Genomic DNA, 22,814 nt, shown 5'->3' on the forward strand with positions numbered 1-22,814 from the left:
TCTATCCTCCTCAATATTTTATTACAAATATAAGTATAACAAAAAAAACTGTAATTACAAGTTTATTTAACTTTGTATTTACAGTTTTTATTTTTGTTCGTAGTACTATTTTTTTAATGTTGCTAATAGAAGTGCTATATCATTTCCAGTAACACCACTTATTCTAGAAGCCTCTCCTATTGATAGTGGTTTTATCTCTTTCATTCCAGCTCTTGCTATATTAGAGATTCCAACAACAGTATCAAAATCAAAATCTTCAGCTATAGTTAAAGCTTCTAATCTTTTAAATCTTTCTATCTGTTCTCTCTCTCTTTCAATAAATACTTCATATTTTATCATTGTTTCTATTTGATTTTTAACAAACTCAGGATATTCTGAAATATCTAAAAGATGTGCTAAGTCATCATAAGAAACCTCTTTAAACTTTAGAAGTTCACTTGCTTGAACTCCTTTTGTTAATCTTTGTGCAGTTCCTTTTCTTTCTAATATCTCGTTAGCATCTTTCATTGGAACTTTTGTTTCTTTTATTCTTTCTATTTCAGAATAAACATCTGCTCTACATTTTTTTAAAAACTCTATCTTTTCTTTTGATACTATTCCTATCTCTTCAGCTTTATCTAAAAGTCTCATAAAGCCATTATCAAATCTCAGAGTTAATCTATACTCAGATCTTGACGGAAGCACTCTATAAGGCTCTGGAGTCTTTTTATGAATGATATCATCAACTAATACTCCTATATATCCTTCGCTTCTATCAAATATCACTGGAGCTTTATTTAAAGTTTTTCTAGCTGCATTAACTCCAGCTATAAATCCTTGAGTAGCTGCCTCCTCATATCCAGAAGTACCATTTATCTGTCCTCCAAAATATAAACCTTTTATTTTTTTACTTTCTAAACTTGGATAAAGTTGTGATGCTGGTGCATAATCATATTCCACAGCATAACCATATCTCATTATTTTTGCATTTTCCAATCCTTTTATAGATTTTAACATTGCATCTTGAGCAAATGGAGGCATTGCTGTTGTAAGTCCATTCACATAAAGTTCATTTGACTCACTCGATTCTAATTCTAAGAAAATTTGGTGATCAAATTTATCTGGGAAATTTAAAACCTTTCTATCTAACGAAGGGCAATGTCTTGGTCCATGTGTTTCAATTATTCCTGAAACTATAGGAGAGTACTTTAACATCTCTTTTGTCACATTCAATGTCTCTTCTGATGTATGTGTTAACCATGTTGGAACAACATTATTTCTCTCTTTCTCTGTATAGATTGAGAAATATCTTGGGTGTTCCTCTCCATATAAAGGTTTCATTACAGAAAAATCAACGGTTCTTTTATCTATTCTTGGCGGAGTTGCTGTTTGATACCTCTCAAGTAAAATTCCATTTTTTTCTAAACTCTCTGATAATTTTTCAGCAGAATTCTCTCCCATTCTTCCTGCAGGATATTTAACATCTCCTATAACTATTCTACCTTTTAAGAATGTTCCTGTTGCTAAAACTACAGTTTCAGAATAATATTCTATTCCTAAAGCTGTTTTTACTCCTTTAATAACTCCGTTTTCAACTAATAACTCATCTACACTATCCTGCATAATTTCTAAATTCTCAGTTGCTTCTAAAAGAGTTTTCATTTTTGTTCTATATAAAAATTTATCTGCTTGCCCTCTTGTTATTCTTGCAGCAGGTCCTTTACTTGTATTAAGGTGTTTCAATTGAAGATTATACTGATCTGTATGTCTTCCCATTTCTCCACCCAAAACATCTATTTCAGCTACTAAATTACTTTTTCCTGGTCCTCCTATAGAAGGATTACAAGACATCATTCCTATATTGTCCAATGATAAAGTAAATAACAGAGTATTTCTATTTAATCTAGCACTTGCTAAAGCCGCTTCAACTCCAGCATGCCCTCCACCTACAACAATTACATCATATTTAAAACTCATATATTTCTCCTTTTATTTTTGTTCATATACATAAATAAATGTCAAAAAAATTATAGCCACAGACAATAAATCCGTGGCTAATATCTTTATTTTCCTACACAGAAATTACTAAAGATGTGATCTAAAAGATCCTCATTACTAATCTCTCCTGTTACTTCTGACAATGAATCTAAAGCTTCTTTTAAATCTACTGCTATTAAGTCCATTGGCAATCCCATATCTATTGTTTCAAATATATTTTCTACAGCTGCTTTAGTTTTTTCTAAAGCTGATTTATGTCTAACATTAGTAATAACTAATTTTTCAGAACTATCTTCAACTTGTCCAGAAACTATATAGTTATAAATCTCTTTTTCCATTGAGTCTATTCCAATTTTTTCCAGTGCAGAAATTTTTATCCATTTTTTTATTTTTGTTAATGGTGTCGTATCTAACTTAGACTCAATATCTGTTTTATTTATAAGTCCAATAACTTTATCAGCTTGAATTCTTTCATGGATTTTTAAATCCTCTTCATCTAACTCTCTAGAGTTATCAACTACAAATAAAATTAAATCCGCTTTATCTATAAGTTCTTTTGATTTTTCTACACCTATATTTTCTACTAAATCATCTGTTTTTCTGATTCCCGCTGTATCAACTAAAACCAGTGGAACACCGTTTAAGTTTACAACTTCTTCAATTATATCTCTAGTAGTTCCAGCTACATGAGTTACTATAGCTCTCTCTTCTCTTAAAACAGAGTTTAATAAACTTGACTTTCCAACATTTGGTTTTCCAACAATTGCTGTTTTTACACCCTCTTTAATCATTTTTCCTTTATTATAAGATTTAATTAAAGCATCTGTTGTATTAACGACATTATGTAAATTGTCTACTAAATCATCTGGTAAAGGATCATCTATCCCCTCTTCTGGATAATCTAATACAACATTAACATGAGCTGAAACATCTAAAAGTTGCTTTTTTAAGATATCTATTTGCTCTCTTAAATCTCCTCTTAATTGATTTAAAGAAAGAGAGATACTTTTATCTGTTTTTCCATGAATTAAATCAATTACAGCTTCTGCTTGAGTTAAATCAAGTCTTCCATTTAGGAAAGCTCTTCTTGTAAACTCACCAATTTCAGCAATTCTAGCACCACTTTTCAATACTAGTTCTAAAACTCTCTCTGTAATTAAGAATCCTCCATGACAGTTAATTTCTACAATATCTTCTTTTGTGTATGTGTTAGGTCCTTTCATTATAGAAACCAAAACTTCATCTATTAACTCTTCACCATCATAAAGATGTCCGTAGTTTATACTAAAATTTCTAAGATCACTAACTTTTTTATTTGATATGGGTTTAAATATTTTTGTTAGTATACATAAAGAATCGCTTCCTGACATTCTAACAATTCCTATTCCACCTTCTCCTCTTGGAGTTGAAATGGCAGCAATAGTATCAAACATATAACTCACCCCTATTTCTTTTTTCTAATAACAATATATCTTTTAGGGTCTTTTCCTTCACTGTAAGTATCTAATTCTGAATATTTATTCACAACTTCATGTATTATTTTTCTTTCTCTTGGTGGCATTGGATTTAATTTTATAGGTTTAGTAGTTTTCATAGCCTTTTCAGCCATTTTTCTAGCTAAATCTCTTAAAGTTACATTTCTTTTTTCTTTAAATCCTTCAACATCAACATCTATTCTAACATCCTTAATTAACGTATTAAGCAAGTATTCATAACTGTTTAATGTTTTACCTTTTTTCCCAATAATAATACCGTTGTCTTCACCATAAAGGTTTATGACACAGTTTTTACCCTCTAATCTTAAAACTTCAACTTCTAATTCAAGTCCCATTTTGTTTAATAGCTCTTGAGAAAGTTTAACAATATCTTTCTCTCTATTTTCTTTTAGCTCTTTTCTAGCTTCTTTTTTTATTTGTTCAGCTTCAATATTAGTTTCTGCTTGTAATACTGTTTCTGCTACTTCTTTATTTAAACCTGAAATCTTAATTTCTTCAGTTTCTACTTTTCTGCTAATTTCAACTTTATATAATCCATCTTTAGCAAAAAATCCAAAGAATGATCTAGGTTTCTCTAGTTCTGTAACTTTAACAACTTGATCAGCAGTAACTTCCAATATTTTTGTAGCTCTAGCAATGGCAACTTCTTTATTGCTTGCTTTGATTTCAATCATATTTTCCATAACTTTAGTATTAGTCTCCTTTTTTCATTATGAAATATTGTTGTACAATTCCTACAAAACTTGATGTTAACCAGTAAATTTGTAATCCAGCTGGCATTTTATAAGAAATAAATATCATCATAATTGGGAATACATACATCATTTGTTTCATTTGTGGGTTACTATCAGTTCCTGTTAATTTTTGTTGAATAAATGCAACAATACCATTTAAAACAGGTAATATATAATAAGGATCCGGTTGTAATAAATTCATCCATAAGAATGATTCAGCAGGAACAATTCCTCTTTCAGCTCTTAGAACACCAAATAGTGCCCATAAAATAGGTAACTGAACTATCAGAGGTAAACATCCTCCAGCCGGATTAACATTTTTTTCTTTGTAAAGTTCCATTGTTTTTTGGTTCAATAAATTTTTATCGTGACCATATTGTTCTTTGTATTTTTCTAACAATGGTTGTAGTTCTTTCATTTTTTTCATTGACTTGTCTTGTTTTAAAGTTAATGGTAATAATAATATTTTTATTAATATCGTTAAACCAATTATAGCTAAACCGAAATTTCCTGTAAGTCCATTTATAAACATTAATATTTGTTCAAATATCTTGTATAAAAATTCCATTTTATTTTTTTCCTCCGCATTTTTTTAATGGTGGCACTGGGTCATATCCTCCTTTAGAATATGGATGGCACCTTAAAATTCGTATTATTCCTAAATAAATCCCTTTCAAAATTCCATGTATTTCAATTGCGTCATACATATATTTTGAACAAGATGGATAGAATATACATTTTTTCCCCAAAAATATTGATATATATTTTTGATAAAATCTTATTAAATTTAAGATAATTTTTTTCAAAATACAAATTAAACTATTTTTTACATAGTTTAGAATTTTTAAGAACACGGTCAAGATCTTTTTTCATCTCCTCAAAACTTAATGTTTTAAATTTTTCGCCAGCTGTTCTTTTAGCAACAAAAATTATGTCATAACCAAGATTTAGGTTTTCTTCATTTAAACGACAATACTCTCTAAATAATCTTTTTAATCTGTTTCTACAAACTGCATTTCCTGTTTTTTTACTAACAACAAATCCAAATTTGTTTTCATTTGTATCATTTGCTTTAAAAAAAATAAGAGAGTAATATCCAAATGATTTTTTTCCATGATTATAAACATTTTGAAACTCCCTATTTTTTTTTAAATTAATCATATTTTTAACTCCCTAAAATAGTCCTTAAATCTTTAAAAACCCGGTGTTTTAGATCACCGGGTTTTATGCTGATAATACTTGTCTTCCTCTTGCTCTTCTTCTCTTTAATACTTTTCTTCCGTTTTTAGTTGCCATTCTAGCTCTAAATCCGTGATCTTTTTTGTATTTTCTGTTATTTGGCTGGTAAGTTCTTTTCATTTTTTCACCTCCTAAAAATATCTATATTTCAGATAAATATTTTAGAAGAATTTTTGAGTTTTGTCAAGTAAATTCTAATAAATAAAAATTTAAGTTAAAATCCTTTTAAATTCATTGAATAAATTATTCTAAACAAGATTCACGCACATAGTTGTTTTTTGTTTTTTGTATAATGTTATATGTACAGACTAAGTTAAAAAAAAAACATGTGTTCAACCATTGATTTATAAGAGTTTATATGAAAAAAAATATTATTGATAGTATACACTAATAATATTCCTTGATTTTATTATACTTATAGGTATTGTATATTTTATAAACCTAGAAAAATCAAGGGTTTATAAATAAAACAATATATTATTGATAGTATACATAATAAGAAAGCTTGATTTTAAAGAGATTATAATCAATTAAATATTAAAGACTTCAATAAAATCAAAGGGTTATATAATATAAAAAATATTAATGTTCATATACACAATAAGAAGACTTGATTTTAAAGAGAGTTATTTATTCAGACTATAAAAAATGTCAATAAAATCAAGGCATTTTGAAATATAAAAAATATTATTGTTAATATACATTTTTTAAGCCTTGATTTTATTGAATAAAAATAATTAAAAATTAAGAAAACCTTTGTAAATAAAGGGTTTGAAAAACTAAAAAATATTATTGTTAATATACAGAAAAAATGCTATATTATATTACGCTAAATATATTTATTACTGTATATATACATATTTAGTGTTATAAAATTTATAGAGAGGTTTTTATGGAGAAGAAGGTGAAAAAAGAAAAAGGTGATTTAGTTGAAAATTTTAATATAAGTTCAACAGGATCCCTTTTAACAGATATAACAAAAATAGATATCAGATTAAACCAGCTACCGGATATAGAGGTTAGAGAGGTTATAATAAAAGAAACAGGAAACTTTTTAAATTTAAAAGACAATGTGATAAATATACCTGTTGAAATGATAGTTTTTCCGTTTTTTACTCCACAAAAACAAAATAAGAGAGTAAATTTTCAATATTCATTTGAGGATTTAGGTGTAACAATGTATTGTACATTAGTAGCTAAAGATTCAAAAGATAAAGTCTTTCAACCTTCAATATTTGAAGAAAAAATATACACATATTTAATTTCAACATATGAAGCTAAAAAAGATTTAGATAATGAAGATGAGTATATAGAATTTGAAATTTCAGATTTTATAGTTCATTTTTTAGGAAATAAAATGAATAGAACTTATTATACAAAAGTAGAGCAAGCTTTAAAAAATTTAAAAAATACAGAGTACCAATTTATTGTATCCAATCATACAAAGTTAGGGAAATACAAATTTGAAGATGAAGAATTCAAACTATTAACATATCAGAAATTGAAAAAAGGAAAAAAGATTTATTATAGAGTTACTTTAAATAAAAATATAAGAAAAAAAATTAGTGATAAAAGATATATTAAGTATAACTCAAAAGCTTTAATGGAAATATTAGCTAAAGATCCAATAGCAGGAAGAATTTATAAATATATTAGTAAAATAAGATATGAAAAGCAAGAGGATCGTATGAATCTTAGAACAATAGCTGCTATTGTTCCATTAAAAACAGAACAAACAACAGAAAGAGTTAATAAAAATGGAGAGACTAAAACATATGTTTTATGTAGAATGAAACAAGTCTTAAAAAGAGTGGAAAAAGCTTATGATGTTTTAGTTGAATTAGGATATGTTGAGTACTATGAATCATATCAAGAAAAAGAGGAAGATACATATTATATTATATATAAATTTAATAGTGAGAAAGATGGAGAGTGTCATGTTTCTTCGTTTATAGAAAACAATAAAGTAAGTAAGCCAAAAGAGATTACATACTCAAAGGATAAAGAAAAATATAGTACTAAAAAAGAGTTGAATGTAGAGGAGATTGAAGAAGCCGAAGTTATAGAGGTTTTAGAAAAATCTGTAATTGAAGAAAAGCGAAAAGAAGACATTATTGAAAATGTTAAGAGAAAAATAATAAAGAAGCAGCCTGAAAGAGATGAGGCATTTAGTTATCCGGAAGAGGTAATAAAATATATTCAGAAAGCTAAAAAAAATATTTATGTTTCAAGATCTTGGGATAAAAGAACAGATACTAAAATTAAAAAGATCTTTTTAGAAGAAGGAGAAGTAATTTTATTAGAGGTTTTAAAAATTATATATAAAAACTTAAATTCTAATATAAAAACAACATTAGTTCAATATATAAATGGTGTTCTGAAAAATCTACTAAGTCAAGAGAATGATGTTTCAAAACAAAACTTAACACTTTTTAATAACATAGTTAAAGAAAAAGGGTTAATTAGCAAAAAAAAGATAAATCAAGCGAGAAAAACAGTAAAAAAACCAGTTATAAATAGTATAAAAGAACTTATAGATGAAAATGAAATATCAATAGATATATTAAAGGTTTTTGATGAATATGATGAGTATGAAAAATTGAAAATAGAAGAACAAGCGATAAACTTATGTTCTTTAGAAGAAAATATTGATGTTAACTTTTTATTGACTATGAAAAGAAAATCAAAAAAAATCTATTTTAATACAATAAAGAAGTATATTGAGAGAGTTATTAATGAATAGATTTAACAAAATGTTAAATATGTTAAATCAGAGTGTATAAAAGAGTTAAAATATCATAAAATACACAATTAAAGACTTAAAAATGAACATTTTTTGACAAAAAAACAATTCAAAATAAAAATTGACAAAATTTTGAAAATTAAGTATTCTATATTAGAATAATAGATTTAAATTTTTATATTTTTATTTAATAATAAACAATAAATGTAGAAAGGTGAGTAGGATTATGGCAAATAAAACAGTTGAAATTAAAAATGAAACAGGACTACATACAAGACCTGGGAACGAATTTGTAAGTTTAGCAAAAACATTTACATCTCAAATTGAATTAGAGAACGAAGAGGGGAAAAAAGTAAAGGGGACTTCTTTATTAAAATTACTTTCTTTAGGAATTAAAAAAGGTGCAAAAATAACAGTTCATGCTGCTGGAGAAGATGAGAACGAAGCAGTTGAGAAGTTAGCTCACCTACTAGAAAATCTAAAGGACTAATAACATAGTACGATAGTTTGAAGTGTGAGAAGGATGGGGGTAACTCTATCCTTTTTTTTGTCAAAAAAAAATTTTGGGAGAGATAAAATATGAGAAAATTTGTAAAAGGTATAGATGCATCTCCAGGAGTAGCTGTTGGAAAAGTATTTTTATACAAGGAAGAAGAACTTTTCATAGACAAAACTGAGTGTTCAAATATTGAGATTCAAAAAGAAAAGTTAATCGAGGGAAGAGATAAAACTAAAGAGCAATTATTAAAAATTAGAGAGAAAACTGCTAGACAATTAGGTGAAGATAAAGCAGCAATATTTGATGGACATATAACACTATTAGAAGATGAAGATTTATTTGATGAAGTTATCGAGTTAATCGAAGATGAAAGAATAACAGCAGAAAATGCATTAGAGCAAGGTATCAGCGGATATTGTGATATGTTAGCAAATTTAGAAGATGAGTACTTAAGAGAAAGGGCAGCAGACTTAAGAGATATTGCAAAAAGATGGTTATACAACATTGTTGGAATTGATATAGTAGATCTATCTTCATTACCAGCTAATTCAGTAGTTGTAGCAAGAGATTTAACTCCATCGGATACAGCTCAATTAGATTTAAAAAATGTTGTGGCATTTATAACTGATATTGGAGGAAAAACAGCTCATTCATCGATTATGGCTAGATCATTAGAAATTCCAGCTGTAGTAGGAACAGGAAACATAACATCATTAGTTTCAAATGAAGCAGCTATAATAGTTGACGCATTAACAGGAGATGTTATTTTAAATCCAACAGAAGAGGATGTTGTAAAATATACAAAGAAAAGAGAAAATTATTTAGGAGAAAAAGAACTTCTAAAGCAATTAAAAGATAAAACAGCTACATCTAAAGATGGAGTAACAGTGGGAGCTTGGGCAAATATAGGGTCACCAAAAGATGTTGCAGGAGTTTTAAGAAATGGAGCTAATGGAATAGGTCTTTATAGAACAGAGTTCTTATTCATGGCTAATGATAGATTCCCAACAGAGGATGAGCAGTTTGAAGCTTATAAAATAGTTGCAGAGTCAATGAAAGATGAAAATGGAAATCAATTCCCAGTAACTATAAGAACAATGGATATTGGTGGAGATAAATCTTTACCATACATGGAGTTACCTCATGAGGAAAATCCTTTCTTAGGATGGAGAGCTTTAAGAATATGTTTAGATAGACCTGAAATCTTAAAAACTCAATTTAGAGCACTTTTAAGAGCATCAGCTTTCGGATATATAAAAATAATGTTACCTATGGTAATCTCAATAGAAGAGTGTAGAAAATCAAAAGAATTACTAGAAGAGTGTAAAGCTGAATTAAGATCAGAGGGAATAAAGTTTGATGAAGATATTCAATTAGGAATAATGATTGAAACTCCTGCAACAGCTTTCAGAGCTAAATGGTTTGCACAAGAAGTAGATTTCTTCTCAATTGGAACAAACGATTTAACTCAATACACACTTGCTGTAGATAGAGGAAATGAGAGAATATCTCATCTATATGATACATACAACCCAGGAGTTTTAGCAGCGATAAAAGCAGCTATAGATGGAGCTCATGAAGGTGGAATCTCTATATCTATGTGTGGAGAGTTTGCTGGAGAAGCTAGAGCAACAGCTTTATTATTTGGAATGGGATTAGATGCATTCTCAATGTCAGCTATATCGGTTGCAAAAGTAAAGAAAAATATAATGGCTATGGATAAAGCAGCAGCAGAAGCACTTGTAGAAAGAGTAATGGCTATGAGTACAACAGAAGATGTTTTAGCAGAAGTAGATAAATTTAACGAAGAATTATTAGGATAATATAAAAAGGTGAAACAGTGTTTCACCTTTTTTTCATTTTAGAGTATACTATGATAAAAAAATAAGGAGATGAAGTTATGGGATTTAAAGATTTTAAAGTGGAAGTAAACAAAACAAATATTCTTCATAACTATCAGTATCTAAAAGAGCTTAGAAAAAAAGAGATTATTGCTGTGGTAAAGGCTAATGCTTATGGGCATGGAATAGAAAATATAGTCTCATTATTGTCAGAAAATGGATGTAGATACTTTGCTGTTGCAAGAGAGTGTGAAGCAGAAAAAATATTAAGTTTAAATTTAAAAAATATAGATATATTGATTTTAGAAACGATAGAGGATTTAAATTTTTTAAAACAACATAAAAATGTCGAAATGGTTGTAAGCAGTTTTAAAGATCTTATATTTTTATTGAATAATAATGTTTTCACTGAACAACTTCATTTAAAATTAGATTTTGGATTTGGAAGAAACGGAGTTGTAGAAGATGATTTTTTAAAATTAAAGAAATTAATTTTAGAGAAAAATTTAAAATTTAAAGGAATTTGTACTCATGTTTTTGCAGCTGATTATGAAGATATGCTAGTTGTTGAGAGTAAATTTAATAAGATGTTATCAGAATTAGGTAAAGAGCGATTTGAGATTATACATATGCAAAATAGTGCAGGAGTTATTTCTATTGAAGGAGATGGATGTACTCACATAAGATGTGGGACAATTTTATTTGGACTTCAAGAGATAGGTTACTATGATCCTAATATAAAAAGAGCTTTTAAGCTAATTGGAAAAATATTAGGTGTAAAAGATTTGAATGATTTAAAGTATATTGGATATGAGAAAAAAGAAAAAATAGTTTTGAATGAGCATAAAAAAATAGCAAAAATAAGATTAGGTTATGGAGATGGATTTTCTAAAAGAGGAGAAGGTATTATGTCTATAATCAATAATAAAAAGTTTGAAATAGTTCACATCAGTATGGATAGTTCATTTATTTTAGTTGATGAGTCAGTAAAAGAAGGGGATTTTATAGAGATTTTTTATGATTTAGAAGACAGTATAAAATATTTAAAAGTTCCACATTACGAATTTTTATCTTGTATCAATGATAGAATAAAAAGAGAATTAACATGACTACGAACAAAAATAAAATTTTATTTTAAAAAAATATTGACATTTTTTTTCAAATAAGATATTATTACTCAAAACCATCAAGAGAGACCGAGGGACTGGCCCGTCGACGTTTCAGCAACCTACCAAAGAGTGTGGTGCTAATTCCAGAAAGATGGGAGAGGTCTAAATTTGATTAATTTACTCTCATCTTAATTAAAAATTAAGATGAGAGTTTTTTTTTTACTCGGGAGGATTAAAAATTATGATTAGATTAGAAAATGTTAATAAGATTTATAACAACGGTTTTCATGCAGTAAAAGATGTGTCACTAAATATTAAAAAAGGTGAGATTTTTGGAATTATAGGGTTGAGTGGAGCAGGAAAATCATCTTTAATAAGATTGTTTAATGGATTGGAAAATTTAAATACAGGATCAATAAAAGTCGAAGATACTGATATAGCAAAACTTTCTAAAAAAGATCTTTTAGAAAAAAGAAAAAAAATTGGAATGATATTTCAACATTTTAATCTTTTGAAATCTAAAAATGTAAAAGAAAATATTGCTTTTGCTTTGGAAGTTGCGGGATGGAAAAAATTTGATATAAGAAATAGAGTTGACGAATTACTAAAATTAGTTGAACTTCAGGATAAAGGAGATTTTTATCCAGCACAACTTTCTGGAGGACAAAAACAAAGAGTTGCAATAGCTAGAGCTTTGGCAAACAATCCGAAGATTCTTTTATCGGATGAGGCAACTTCTGCACTTGATCCAAAAACTACAAAATCAATTTTAGCTTTAATAAAAGATATACAGAAAAAAATGGATTTAACAGTTGTACTTATTACTCATCAAATGGAAGTTATAAGAGAGATTTGTGATAAGGTTGCAGTTATGTCAAATGGAGAGATTATAGAGAGTGGTAGAACTCACGAAATATTTTTAAATCCTCAAACTGAAGTTACAAAAGAGTTAATTTCGTACGTGCCAGCTCAAGAGAAAGAGGAGATAGAGTTTATAAAGAAACCTGGAAATAAAGTTATTAAACTTATGTTTTTAGGGTCAATAGCTGGTGATCCGATTCTTTCTAAAGCAGTTAGAAAATTTGATTTAGATATAAATGTACTTGGTGGATCAATCGATTTATTGGCAACAATGCAGGTAGGACACCTGATTGTGGAGTTAATTGGAGACTTAGAAAAACAAAATGAAGCGATAGAATGGTTTCCTAGTTTAGATGTAGGAGTGGAGGTAGTTTATAATGGTGTTTAATATGTTAATACAAGCAACAATAGAGACAATTTACATGGTTATATTTTCAGCGATAGTTTCTCTTTTGATAGGATTCCCATGTGGAATTTTAGCTGCAATAACATCTGAAGGACATATTTATGAAAATAAAGTAATTAATAGTTTTTTAAATGGAGTTATAAATATAACAAGATCTTTTCCTTACATTATTCTTATGATTCTGTTACTTCCATTATCAAGATTTATAATAGGAACAACGATAGGGAGTACAGCGGCTATTGTACCGCTTTCAATATCAGCAGCACCTTTTGTAGCAAGAATAGTAGAGAACTGCGTTTTAGAGGTAGATAGAGGTGTTATAGAAGCCAGTGAGAGCTTAGGAGCTAACAACTATACGATAATAAGAAAAGTTATAATACCTGAATCATTACCATCATTAACTCAAGGAATAACTTTATTAATAATTAACCTAATCGGTTTATCTGCAATGGCAGGTGCAATAGGTGGAGGTGGTTTAGGAGATTTAGCTATAAGATTTGGTTATAATCGTTTTAAACTAGATATAATGATTTATTCAGTTTTAGTAATTATTATACTGGTTCAAGGAATTCAGTTAATAGGAAATTTAATATCAAATAGATTGAAAAAAACTGGGAGGTAGTTATGAAAAAATTAGTTTTATTATTGGGATTAGTAGGTTCAATTGTGAGTTATGGAGCAAAACTGAAAGTCGGAGCATCACCTGTTCCACATGCACAGTTATTACAACTTGTAAAAGATGATTTAAAAAACCAGGATATTGATTTAGAAATAATAGAGTTAACAGATTATGTAACACCAAATTTACTTTTAGATTCGAAAGAGTTAGATGCTAATTTCTTCCAACACAAACCATATTTAGATACTTTTTCAAAAGAGAAAAATTTAAAATTAGCAATAGCAGGAAATATACATGTAGAACCGTTAGGTGTTTATTCAAAAAAAGTAAATAAATTAGAAGACTTAAAAAAAGGTGGAGTTGTAGCTATTCCAAATGATCCAACAAATGGTGGAAGAGCTTTAATTTTACTTCATAATAAAGGGATTATAAAGTTAAAAAACCCTACAGACCTTTTAGCAACAGAGTTTGATATAGTAGAAAATAAAAATAATCTTAAATTTAAATCTTTAGATGCAGCACAAATTCCAAGAGCATTAACAGATGTAGATTTAGCGGTTGTAAATGGAAACTATGCCTTAGAAGCTGGACTTAATCCTTTAACAGAAGCTCTTATAATAGAGGGAAAAGAATCTCCATATGCTAATTTAGTAGCAGTAAGAGAAGGGGATGAAAAAAGAGAAGATATTCAAAAGTTAATAAAAGCGTTACAGAGTGAAAAGGTAAAAGAGTTTATAGAAGTGACATATAAAGGAGCAGTAGTAACAGCATTTTAATTTTTATAAGACGAGAATATATTTTCTCGTCTTTTTTTTGAATTTTGTGTCAAATTTATTTATAAAAAGAACTCTTTTCAAAGCATGGAGTATATGATATAATTTATACTATGATTTTTTATTAAAAAAGTCAAGATTTGTATTTTTGAAATTGACTATTAAAAATATTTTTGATAATATACATATATTAAATTGGTGTAGTTTAAAAGGAGTAAGATGAAAACTGATTTGTTGGTTATAAAGGACGAGTTAAAAAAATATGCTAAAACAATATCTAAACTATTTTCTATGGATGTAGGAATTTGTGATAAAAACTTAATTAGAATTACAGGAAGTGGGCCACAGAAAATAGGTGAGCAAATAAAAGGGCGAGCAAATAAAAAAACATTAGAGACAAAAGAATCTACAGTTATTTTGAATCCTAGAGAGGATGAAATTTGTAATGGATGTTCAGAAAAAAATTGTTGTTTAGAAGTTCTTGAAATATCAACTCCAATAATGTATGAAGGAGAAATAATCGGTTTAATTAGTTTGGTTTCATTTGATGAAAAACAAAAAAAAAGGGTTTTAGATAATCTAAAAAATTATTTAGATTTTGTAGAGCAAATGGCAGAGTTAATAAGTATTAGATTTATAGAATATAATGAAAATTTAGAAAAAACAGAAAGAGAAAATATACTTTCAACAATATTAAATACAATACAAAAAGGTGTATTAAGATTTAATAAAAATGGAGATATCACAGCAATAAATAATTTTGCTTTAAAAAAAATAGATTTAGGCAGAGCTATTATAGGTGAAAAAGTTTTTATAGAATCTCAAAATGATTTTATAATGGAGCAAGAAGTTTATAAATTAAAAGTTAGAAATAAAGATTTGCTTGTTCTAGGAAAAATTCTTCCTTTTGAAGCTTTTGGAAAAAATGAAAAAATTTTTATTTTTGATGATATGAATAAAGTAAATGAAGGAATTAGAGAGCTAGTTGAAACATCAAATAGTGTTTCTTTAAAAAACATTATTGGAGAATCACAGTTTACAAAGCTATTGAAGGAAAGAATAAAACACGTAGCACCTTCTAAGTCAACGGTATTAATAACAGGTGAAAGTGGTACTGGAAAAGAGTTGGTAGCAAGAGCTTTACATTATCATAGTGATAGAAGAAATGCCCCTTTTGTAGTTATAAATTGTGCAGCTATTCCAGAATCTCTTTTAGAGAGCGAACTGTTTGGTTATGTTAGAGGAGCTTTTACAGGAGCTGATAAAAATGGTCGTATGGGAAAATTTGAATTAGCTAATGGTGGAGTTATATTTTTAGATGAAATAGGTGATATGCCCCTTTATCTTCAGGCAAAAATTTTAAGAGTTCTTCAAGAGAGAAAAGTTACAAGAATAGGTTCAAATAGAGATATAGAATTGGACATCAGAATAATTGCAGCAACAAATGTTGATTTGGAAAAAAAGATACTAGAAAAAGAATTTAGAGAGGATCTTTATTATAGATTGAAAGTGATACCTTTTGAAGTAGCTCCTCTAAGAAAAAGAGTTGAAGATATCCTTCCAATTACAAAAAATTTAATAAAAAAATATAATAAAATAACAGAAAAATATATAAACTTTATAGATATTGAAGTTGAAAGGTTATTTTTAAATTATTCTTGGCCTGGAAATATAAGAGAGTTAGAGAATGTTGTAGAATTTATGTTTAATCTCTCTGATAATAGTGATATTTTAAGTTTATCAACTATTCCAGAAAAAATATTAGAGGTAAAATATTTAGATAAAGATTCAAATAAAGATTGTTATTTATCTGAAGAAAGTTGTTTTTTAGAAGATTTTGAAAGTATAGAAAGAAAATATATTCAAAAAGCTTTAGAAATATTTGGTAAAGATACTGAAGGAAAAAAAATAATTGCAGGTAAAATGAATATAGGATTAACAACACTATATAGAAAAATTCAAAAGTATAGTATATAGTTTTTTTCAAAATGAAAATAATAATTTTCGTTTTGAAAATAATTTTCATTTTGAAAAAATAAAAAAGATTAAGCTATTTCAAATTGTGTTAAGTAGAATTAAAAAATAAAAATAATAATACAAAAAAAATTAAAAAATAACATAAATATTTAAAAATATATCTATTGGAACAGAAATTGCTTATTATAATACTTGTATATTGCTTATATTAGTATAAAATTTAAATTTAGGAGGATTTTTGTAAAAATGATAGATAAAATTTTAAATATTTTAAATGAAGAGATAGTACCAGCAGAAGGGTGTACAGAGCCAATAGCTTTAGCTTATATAGGAAGTAAGTTGACAACAATATTAGGTGGAGTTCCAGAAAAAGTTGAAATAGCTCTTTCAGGAAATTTGATAAAAAATGTTAAAAGCGTAAAAATTCCTAACTCAGAAGGAATGGTAGGAATTGAAGCTGCTGTTGCATTAGGAACAATATTAGGTGACTCTAAAAAAGATTTAATGGTTATATCAACTATTGATAAATCAAGATTAAATGAAGTGAGAGAGTATTTAGATAATAAAAAAGTGGTGGCTACTAAGATTGAGGGAGATGTGAAACTTCATATGAGAGCTACAGGATTTTTAGGTGAAGATACTGTAATAATAGAGATAAAAGATTATCATACAAATATTGTAAAAATAGAAAAAAATGGAGAGATAATAAAAGGTGGAGCTTGTGATGAAGTTGTTACAGGAGACAAGATGACAGATAAAGAGTTTTTAACTGTAGAGTTAATTTATGATTTAGCTAAAACAATAGATTTAGATTTAATCACTCCAATTTTTGAAAAAGTTATAGCTTACAATTCAGCAATCGCAAACGAAGGGTTAAAAAATGACTATGGAATTGGAATGGGTAAAGGAATCTACGAAGGAATGGAAGAGGGAGTTTACGGTAAAGATTTAAAAAATAAAATCGTAAGTTTTGCAAGTGCTGGTAGTGATGCTAGAATGAACGGATGTTCTATGCCAGTAATGACAACAAGTGGAAGTGGAAATCAAGGGATGTCAGCTTCTTTACCAGTTATAAAATATTGTGAAGAAAAAGGATTATCACATGAAGAGTTAATAAGAGGATTATTCTTCTCTCATATGACAACAATTCATATAAAATCGAATGTAGGAAGATTATCTGCTTACTGTGGTGTTGTATGTGCAGGTGGAGGAGTAGCTGGAGCATTAGCATTTTTAGATGGATTGTCATTAGATAGAATTGATGCTGCAATAGAGACAACATTAGCAACATTGTCAGGAATGCTTTGTGATGGGGCAAAAAGTTCTTGTGCTACAAAGATTGCAAGTTCAATAGGAATGGCTTTTGATTCATACTATTTATCAAAAAAGAAAAGAAACTTTGAGTATGGAGAAGGAATTGTTGGTAAGAATGTTGAATCAACATTAGCTAATGTAAAAGTTTTAGCTCAAGAGGGATTAAGAAAAACAGATGAAGTTGTTTTAGAAATAATGTTAAATAACTAATTATAAGTAAAGTTTTAGGAGGAAAAATGAAAATAATAATTATCGGTGGAGTTGCTGCTGGAATGTCAGCTGCGGCAAAAGCAAGCAGATTAAACAAAAATGCAGAATTAGTAATCTATGAAAAGACAGAGATTGTTTCTTGGGGAGCATGTGGATTACCATACTATGTTGGAGATTTCTTTGAAGACCCAAATAATATGATAGCTAGACCTGTAGAAAAGTTCATAGAAGCAGGAATGAATATTAAAATAAAGCACGAAGTAATTGGAATAGATGTTGAAAAGAAAGAGGTAACTATTAAGAATTTAGTGACTGGCGAGATATTCACAGACAACTATGACAAGTTAATGGTAGCAACAGGAGCTCACGCTATTATGCCTCCTATTAAAAACTTATCAGCAAAAGGTGTATATACTTTAAAAGATTATACAGATGGAATTGAGCTAAAAGAGGAGATTTTAAAAGAGGAAAATCAAGAGATTGTAATTGTAGGAGCTGGATATATCGGTCTTGAGGTTGCTGAAGCTGCAAAGCATTTAGGAAAAAGAAATGTAAGAATCATTCAACTTGGAGATAGAGTTTTATTAGAAAGTTTTGATAAAGAGATTACTGATGTTATGGAAGAGGAAATCAGAGCTCATGAAGGAGTGGAACTTCATTTAGAGGAGATTGTAGAAGAGATTCTTGAAGAGAACGGAAAAGTTGTTGGAGTAAAAACAAACAAAGGTCAATACCCAGCAAATATAGTAGTTATTTCAACAGGAGTTAGACCTAATACTTCATTCTTAAAAGAAACAGGAATTAAAATGTTAGGAAATGGAGCTTTAGTAATTGATAACTATGGAAGAACAAGTATTGATTCAATTTACTCAGCAGGAGATTGTGCAACAGTTCCACATCTAGTAAGAAATGAAGATGTATATATTCCATTGGCAACAACAGCTAATAAAATTGGAAGAGTTGTTGGAGAAAATTTAGCTGGATTAGAAACAGAGTTCAAAGGAACTTTAGGATCAGCGGCTGTTAAAGTAATGGAAGTAGAAGCAGGAAGAACAGGAATTACAGAGGCTGAAGCTATAAAAATGGGGATTAATTATAAAACAGTATTCATAAAAGATAAAAATCAAACAAACTATTATCCAGGAAGAGAGGATATATTTGTAAAATTAATATATGATGCAGATACAAGAGTTCTTTTAGGAGGACAAATAGCAGGAAAGAAAGGTGCTGTATTAAGAGTTGATTCTTTAGCAACAGCAATCTATTCAAAACTAACTGTAGATGAAATTGGAATGATGGATTTCTGTTATGCACCGCCATTCGCAAGAACATGGGATGTAATGAACGTAGCTGGAAACGTGGCAAAATAAAAAGGCTTCAATAAAAATTTAAATATAGAAACGGGAGAAAAAAATGAACAACGTATTTTTTGAACAATTTTTAATGATTAGTGATTTAAAAACTGTTGGTTTCTTAGTAGCGTTATTAGTTATTTTATACCTAATAAATATGTTACCAAAGAAAAAATTTAACTTTTCTGCAAAAGTTATGGTTGCAACAGTTGTCGGTTTAATTTTAGGATTAGCAATTCAAGTTGTAGCAGGATTCCCAGAGGATCCAATGAAGTTAGTATTCGTTAGAGAAACTACATTATGGTATAGTTTACTTGGTGGAGGGTTTATATCTTTAATAAGAATGCTAGTTATTCCTCTAGTAATGGTTTCAATTATTCATGTTATTATCAATATGAAAGAGGATGCTAACCTAGGAGATTTAGTAAAGAGAAGTTTAGTTATTACTTTAGTAATGGTAGCTATCTCTGTTGGTGTAGGATTACTTTTAGGAAATATATTCCAAGTTGGAAAAATTTCATCAGATGTAGCAGCAACAGTTGCAACTACAGGTGGAAGACAAATTAGAGAAGTAAGTAATATAGTTGACACATTAAAAGCTTTAATTCCTTCGAATCCTGTTGAAGCAATGGTTAAATTAAACATTGTAGGATTAGTAATATTCTCAGCAGTAGTTGGAGTAGCAGCAAAAAGAATGTCAAAGAAATATATGGATATCGTAAAGCCATTCTTCGACTTAATCAACGCTTCTCAAAAGATCATAGTATCTATGGCAATGAGCATTATTAGATGGATGCCTTTAGCTGTAGTTCCACTTTTAGCAAATACAATTGCACAAAAAGGTCTTGGGGCTATAGCAGAAGTAGGAAAGTTTATAGCAGTTTTATACTTAGCGACAGCAATTATGTTTGTTATTCAAATGGTAGCAGTAGCATTCTTTGGATTAAATCCATTTACATATGTTAAAAAGAGTATCTCATTAATGATCTTAGCATTTACTTCAAGATCAAGTGTTGGATGTTTACCAGTAACAATTTCAACATTAACTAATAAATTAGGTGTTAGTGAGTCAACTGCAAGTTTCGTAGCAAGTTTTGGTACAACAGCAGGAATGCAAGGATGTGCAGGAATATTCCCAGCATTAACAATAGTATTCGTAACTAATATGAGTGGGCACTCTGTAGATATGACTTTAATAGTTATGTCTATAATAGTTGTGGCAATCAGTTCTTTAGGAATTGCAGGAATTCCAGGAACGGCAACAATGGCAGCATCAGTAGCTTTATCAGGTACTGGTTTAGCAGCTATGTTCCCTTTAATCAATCCAATCTTAGCAATCGATCCAATTATCGATATGCCTAGAACAATGTTAAACGTAATCGGATCGGTTACAAATGCATTAATGGTAGATAAGAGTTTAGGAAACTTAAATACTGAAGTTTATCAAGATATGGAAGCAGGAAATGAAGCAAACTCTTCTGATGATGAATAATTAAAAAAAGTCACCCTTGGGTGACTTTTTTTTATCTAATACCATTATAAAGTTTATAAAATTTACCTTTCAACTCTAGCAATTCTGTAAAACTTCCCTCTTCAACAATATTATTTTCACCTAATACATAGATTTTATCGAAGTCTTCTAACAAACTCAATCTATGAGTTATAGCTATAAGAATTCGGTCACTGTACTTCTCTTTTATATTTTTCAAAATAGATTTCTCGTTTATAATATCTAATGCATTTGTAGCTTCATCTAAAAGAATTAAATCAGGATTTTTTAAAAATAATCTAGCCATTGCAATTTTTTGTCTTTGTCCTGAACTTACATGAACGCCACCTTCTCCAATAATAGTATCTTTACCTTCTAAGAATTTATCAAAAATTTCATATACATATGATTTATTAATTGCGAAATGAAGTTCTTCTTCTGAAAAATCTTCTTTAACAAGAGTAATATTTTCAATCATACTTCCATTGATTATATAATCGCTTTGATCAACAATAGCTAATTTATCTAAATAACTTTTAAAAGCTATTTCATTTAAAGGAATACCATTGATAAGAATTTCTCCACTACTTGGGATAAGAGATCTTTTTAAAAGAGATGCAGTGGTGCTTTTTCCAATTCCACTTTCTCCAACTAAAGCTATTTTATCTCCTTTATTGATTTTAAGATTGAAGTTATTTAAAATACTATTTTCTTCAAAAGAGAAATTTATATTTTTAAACTCAATAGTTTTTATATCTTCTGTAAGATTGAGATTTCCATCCTCTCTATCATTCAAGTTTATAATTTCGTTGAATCGATTAACTCCAGAGATACCTTTTTGATATATATCTACTAAACCAACCATTCTCATGATACGCAGTCTAAATCTATCAACAAGTAAAAGAAAAGAAAGGATAATTCCCATAGTTATTCCATCTTTAATATATAAATATCCACCAGCTAAGATTATGATAAGTTGAGTTATATTTGAATAAAAGGTAACTCCTGAAACGATTAAGCTCGAAGGAATCATATTCTTTTTTTCACTATTAAGTAAAATTTCGTTTCTCTCAATAAATTTATTTTTTGCAAACTCTTCTAAATAATTATCTTTTAAAAAAGTTATAGTCCTTAAAGTATCATGAAAATTTGAAGATAATAATCCAGAGTTTTTCCGAACCAATCTGTGCCCAGTTTTCATCTTTTTATTTTCCTTATAAACAAAATAAAGAGTTAAAGGTAAAGGAAATAGTGTAATTAAAGATAGTTTTAAATCAAAATCAATCATAATGAAAATTGAAGCAACGATTGTAATAACTGAAAATATAAAATCTTCTAAGCCTCTATGACAAAGAGTAGAAACACTATCTAAATCACTGATCACTCTAGAAATAAGATCACCATTTTGATTTTTTTTAAAAAATTCAGAAGGTTGTGATAATATTTTCTTTACTAAATCATTTCTCATAGATTGTTTTATCTTACTTCCCATAAGTTTTCCATTAGCTTGAGAATTTACTGCAAAAAATAAACGAACAATATATAAAATAATTAAGATTATTGAAAACTTTAAAAGTAAATTAATATTCTTAGTTGGTAAAGCTTCGTCAATTAGATTTTTTATTAAAAGAGGAGAGTAGATATCGATAGCTGTCATCAATAATCTTATTGAAAGAAAAAAAGTTAAAAGTTTTTTCTCTTTTTTTAAATAGTATATTAGAGATTTTGAAGAGGTTATTTTCATAAATTTTTTCTCCTTTGTGTATTATTATTAATTAAATAGTAACTTTTTTTATATATAAAAGTCAATAGTTTGGGATATAAATAATATAAATAATAGATGATAATGTTATAAATTTTAGATAATTTGATTGAAATTTGTACGATAAAGTGTTAATATTACTTATAAAGAAGAGTAATGGTTCTATAGATTAAAAGGGAATTGAGTGTAACTCTCAAACGGTCCCGCCACTGTATAGAGGATGAAAATAGTGATACCACTGAAACCAAAGTTTTGGGAAGGGCTATTAGTAGGATGAATCTAAGTCAGGAGACCTGCCATTATTAATAATTCTGCGAGGACGGAGAAGATAATATTATATTTATACTTCTCTTTAAATTTCATTGGTAAAAGAGAGGTTTTTTTATTGGTGAAATTTTTATAACAAGAAAAAA

Annotated in this window: 19 protein-coding genes and 2 riboswitches; of the genes, 11 read left to right on the forward strand and 8 right to left on the reverse strand. The window is 28.3% G+C overall.

The window, feature by feature from the left end:
- Positions 1 to 105 precede the first annotated feature (105 nt).
- The 7 genes from mnmG to rpmH form a co-directional block, all read right to left on the reverse strand.
- Positions 106 to 1,956, reverse strand: a complete 1,851-nt coding sequence (gene mnmG, locus Q0O83_RS06610; RefSeq protein ID WP_294095412.1) for a tRNA uridine-5-carboxymethylaminomethyl(34) synthesis enzyme MnmG — start codon at positions 1,954 to 1,956, stop codon at positions 106 to 108.
- Positions 1,957 to 2,042: 86 nt separating this feature from the next.
- Positions 2,043 to 3,410, reverse strand: coding sequence for a tRNA uridine-5-carboxymethylaminomethyl(34) synthesis GTPase MnmE (gene mnmE, locus Q0O83_RS06615; protein ID WP_294095413.1), 1,368 nt, complete (start codon positions 3,408 to 3,410; stop codon positions 2,043 to 2,045).
- 11 nt (positions 3,411 to 3,421) lie between these two features.
- The gene (locus Q0O83_RS06620; RefSeq protein ID WP_294095415.1) at positions 3,422 to 4,156 is read right to left on the reverse strand and encodes a R3H domain-containing nucleic acid-binding protein; all 735 of its coding nucleotides are present in this window, start codon (positions 4,154 to 4,156) and stop codon (positions 3,422 to 3,424) included.
- Positions 4,157 to 4,166: 10 nt separating this feature from the next.
- Positions 4,167 to 4,775, reverse strand: a complete 609-nt coding sequence (locus Q0O83_RS06625) for a YidC/Oxa1 family membrane protein insertase (RefSeq protein WP_294095418.1) — start codon at positions 4,773 to 4,775, stop codon at positions 4,167 to 4,169.
- A gap of 1 nt (position 4,776) precedes the next feature.
- Positions 4,777 to 5,013 (reverse strand): membrane protein insertion efficiency factor YidD, encoded by a 237-nt coding sequence (gene yidD / locus Q0O83_RS06630; protein WP_366515953.1) that lies wholly within the window; start codon positions 5,011 to 5,013, stop codon positions 4,777 to 4,779.
- A 13-nt stretch (positions 5,014 to 5,026) separates the two neighbouring features.
- Complete coding sequence (gene rnpA, locus Q0O83_RS06635; protein WP_294095420.1) at positions 5,027 to 5,368, reverse strand: ribonuclease P protein component; 342 nt, start codon at positions 5,366 to 5,368, stop codon at positions 5,027 to 5,029.
- Positions 5,369 to 5,431: 63 nt separating this feature from the next.
- Entirely contained in the window at positions 5,432 to 5,566 is a 135-nt protein-coding gene (gene rpmH / locus Q0O83_RS06640) for a 50S ribosomal protein L34 (protein ID WP_047382826.1), read from the reverse strand.
- A gap of 772 nt (positions 5,567 to 6,338) precedes the next feature.
- Here rpmH and Q0O83_RS06645 point away from each other — a divergent pair.
- The 11 genes from Q0O83_RS06645 to Q0O83_RS06695 all read left to right on the forward strand — a co-directional run bounded on the left by Q0O83_RS06645 (position 6,339) and on the right by Q0O83_RS06695 (position 20,642).
- Positions 6,339 to 8,189, forward strand: a complete 1,851-nt coding sequence (locus Q0O83_RS06645) for a replication initiator protein A (protein ID WP_294095424.1) — start codon at positions 6,339 to 6,341, stop codon at positions 8,187 to 8,189.
- 226 nt (positions 8,190 to 8,415) lie between these two features.
- The gene (locus Q0O83_RS06650) at positions 8,416 to 8,679 is read left to right on the forward strand and encodes an HPr family phosphocarrier protein (protein WP_047382823.1); all 264 of its coding nucleotides are present in this window, start codon (positions 8,416 to 8,418) and stop codon (positions 8,677 to 8,679) included.
- Positions 8,680 to 8,768: 89 nt separating this feature from the next.
- The gene (gene ptsP / locus Q0O83_RS06655; protein ID WP_294095427.1) at positions 8,769 to 10,511 is read left to right on the forward strand and encodes a phosphoenolpyruvate--protein phosphotransferase; all 1,743 of its coding nucleotides are present in this window, start codon (positions 8,769 to 8,771) and stop codon (positions 10,509 to 10,511) included.
- Between the two features lie 77 nt (positions 10,512 to 10,588).
- Positions 10,589 to 11,638, forward strand: a complete 1,050-nt coding sequence (locus Q0O83_RS06660) for an alanine racemase (protein ID WP_294095430.1) — start codon at positions 10,589 to 10,591, stop codon at positions 11,636 to 11,638.
- Positions 11,639 to 11,709: 71 nt separating this feature from the next.
- Positions 11,710 to 11,796, forward strand: a riboswitch (SAM riboswitch).
- Between the two features lie 83 nt (positions 11,797 to 11,879).
- A complete protein-coding gene (locus Q0O83_RS06665) occupies positions 11,880 to 12,887 on the forward strand; it encodes an ATP-binding cassette domain-containing protein (RefSeq protein WP_294095432.1) in 1,008 nt (335 codons plus the stop codon).
- Complete coding sequence (locus Q0O83_RS06670; RefSeq protein ID WP_294095435.1) at positions 12,877 to 13,527, forward strand: methionine ABC transporter permease; 651 nt, start codon at positions 12,877 to 12,879, stop codon at positions 13,525 to 13,527. The genes Q0O83_RS06665 and Q0O83_RS06670 overlap by 11 nt, the downstream gene beginning before the upstream one ends.
- A 2-nt stretch (positions 13,528 to 13,529) precedes the next feature.
- On the forward strand, positions 13,530 to 14,300 hold the full coding sequence (locus tag Q0O83_RS06675) for a MetQ/NlpA family ABC transporter substrate-binding protein (RefSeq protein WP_294095438.1): 771 nt from the start codon (positions 13,530 to 13,532) through the stop codon (positions 14,298 to 14,300).
- A 216-nt stretch (positions 14,301 to 14,516) separates the two neighbouring features.
- On the forward strand, positions 14,517 to 16,274 hold the full coding sequence (locus Q0O83_RS06680; RefSeq protein ID WP_294095441.1) for a sigma 54-interacting transcriptional regulator: 1,758 nt from the start codon (positions 14,517 to 14,519) through the stop codon (positions 16,272 to 16,274).
- A 246-nt stretch (positions 16,275 to 16,520) separates the two neighbouring features.
- On the forward strand, positions 16,521 to 17,798 hold the full coding sequence (locus Q0O83_RS06685) for an L-serine ammonia-lyase, iron-sulfur-dependent, subunit alpha (RefSeq protein WP_294095443.1): 1,278 nt from the start codon (positions 16,521 to 16,523) through the stop codon (positions 17,796 to 17,798).
- 26 nt (positions 17,799 to 17,824) lie between these two features.
- Positions 17,825 to 19,168 (forward strand): CoA-disulfide reductase, encoded by a 1,344-nt coding sequence (locus Q0O83_RS06690; protein WP_294095446.1) that lies wholly within the window; start codon positions 17,825 to 17,827, stop codon positions 19,166 to 19,168.
- Between the two features lie 43 nt (positions 19,169 to 19,211).
- A complete protein-coding gene (locus tag Q0O83_RS06695) occupies positions 19,212 to 20,642 on the forward strand; it encodes a cation:dicarboxylase symporter family transporter (protein ID WP_294095449.1) in 1,431 nt (476 codons plus the stop codon).
- Between the two features lie 31 nt (positions 20,643 to 20,673).
- On the opposite strand, the gene Q0O83_RS06700 is transcribed toward Q0O83_RS06695, so the two are convergent.
- Positions 20,674 to 22,383 carry an ABC transporter ATP-binding protein gene (locus Q0O83_RS06700; RefSeq protein ID WP_294095452.1) on the reverse strand — a complete coding sequence of 570 codons (1,710 nt, stop codon included), beginning with the start codon at positions 22,381 to 22,383 and terminating at the stop codon, positions 20,674 to 20,676.
- Positions 22,384 to 22,541: 158 nt separating this feature from the next.
- A riboswitch (cobalamin riboswitch) is annotated at positions 22,542 to 22,717 on the forward strand.
- The last annotated feature ends 97 nt before the right edge of the window (positions 22,718 to 22,814 follow it).

The organism is uncultured Cetobacterium sp. (genome assembly GCF_945952365.1).
In the GTDB taxonomy this organism is placed as follows: Bacteria; Fusobacteriota; Fusobacteriia; order Fusobacteriales; family Fusobacteriaceae; genus Cetobacterium_A.

Coding starts and splice junctions, on each gene's coding strand:
- mnmG (WP_294095412.1), bottom strand. CDS start 1,956: ATGAGTTTTAAATATGATGTAATTGTTGTAGGTGGAGGGCATGCTGGA.
- mnmE (WP_294095413.1), bottom strand. CDS start 3,410: ATGTTTGATACTATTGCTGCCATTTCAACTCCAAGAGGAGAAGGTGGA.
- Q0O83_RS06620 (WP_294095415.1), bottom strand. CDS start 4,156: ATGGAAAATATGATTGAAATCAAAGCAAGCAATAAAGAAGTTGCCATT.
- Q0O83_RS06625 (WP_294095418.1), bottom strand. CDS start 4,775: ATGGAATTTTTATACAAGATATTTGAACAAATATTAATGTTTATAAAT.
- rnpA (WP_294095420.1), bottom strand. CDS start 5,368: ATGATTAATTTAAAAAAAAATAGGGAGTTTCAAAATGTTTATAATCAT.
- rpmH (WP_047382826.1), bottom strand. CDS start 5,566: ATGAAAAGAACTTACCAGCCAAATAACAGAAAATACAAAAAAGATCAC.
- Q0O83_RS06645 (WP_294095424.1), top strand. CDS start 6,339: ATGGAGAAGAAGGTGAAAAAAGAAAAAGGTGATTTAGTTGAAAATTTT.
- Q0O83_RS06650 (WP_047382823.1), top strand. CDS start 8,416: ATGGCAAATAAAACAGTTGAAATTAAAAATGAAACAGGACTACATACA.
- ptsP (WP_294095427.1), top strand. CDS start 8,769: ATGAGAAAATTTGTAAAAGGTATAGATGCATCTCCAGGAGTAGCTGTT.
- Q0O83_RS06660 (WP_294095430.1), top strand. CDS start 10,589: ATGGGATTTAAAGATTTTAAAGTGGAAGTAAACAAAACAAATATTCTT.
- Q0O83_RS06665 (WP_294095432.1), top strand. CDS start 11,880: ATGATTAGATTAGAAAATGTTAATAAGATTTATAACAACGGTTTTCAT.
- Q0O83_RS06670 (WP_294095435.1), top strand. CDS start 12,877: ATGGTGTTTAATATGTTAATACAAGCAACAATAGAGACAATTTACATG.
- Q0O83_RS06675 (WP_294095438.1), top strand. CDS start 13,530: ATGAAAAAATTAGTTTTATTATTGGGATTAGTAGGTTCAATTGTGAGT.
- Q0O83_RS06680 (WP_294095441.1), top strand. CDS start 14,517: ATGAAAACTGATTTGTTGGTTATAAAGGACGAGTTAAAAAAATATGCT.
- Q0O83_RS06685 (WP_294095443.1), top strand. CDS start 16,521: ATGATAGATAAAATTTTAAATATTTTAAATGAAGAGATAGTACCAGCA.
- Q0O83_RS06690 (WP_294095446.1), top strand. CDS start 17,825: ATGAAAATAATAATTATCGGTGGAGTTGCTGCTGGAATGTCAGCTGCG.
- Q0O83_RS06695 (WP_294095449.1), top strand. CDS start 19,212: ATGAACAACGTATTTTTTGAACAATTTTTAATGATTAGTGATTTAAAA.
- Q0O83_RS06700 (WP_294095452.1), bottom strand. CDS start 22,383: ATGAAAATAACCTCTTCAAAATCTCTAATATACTATTTAAAAAAAGAG.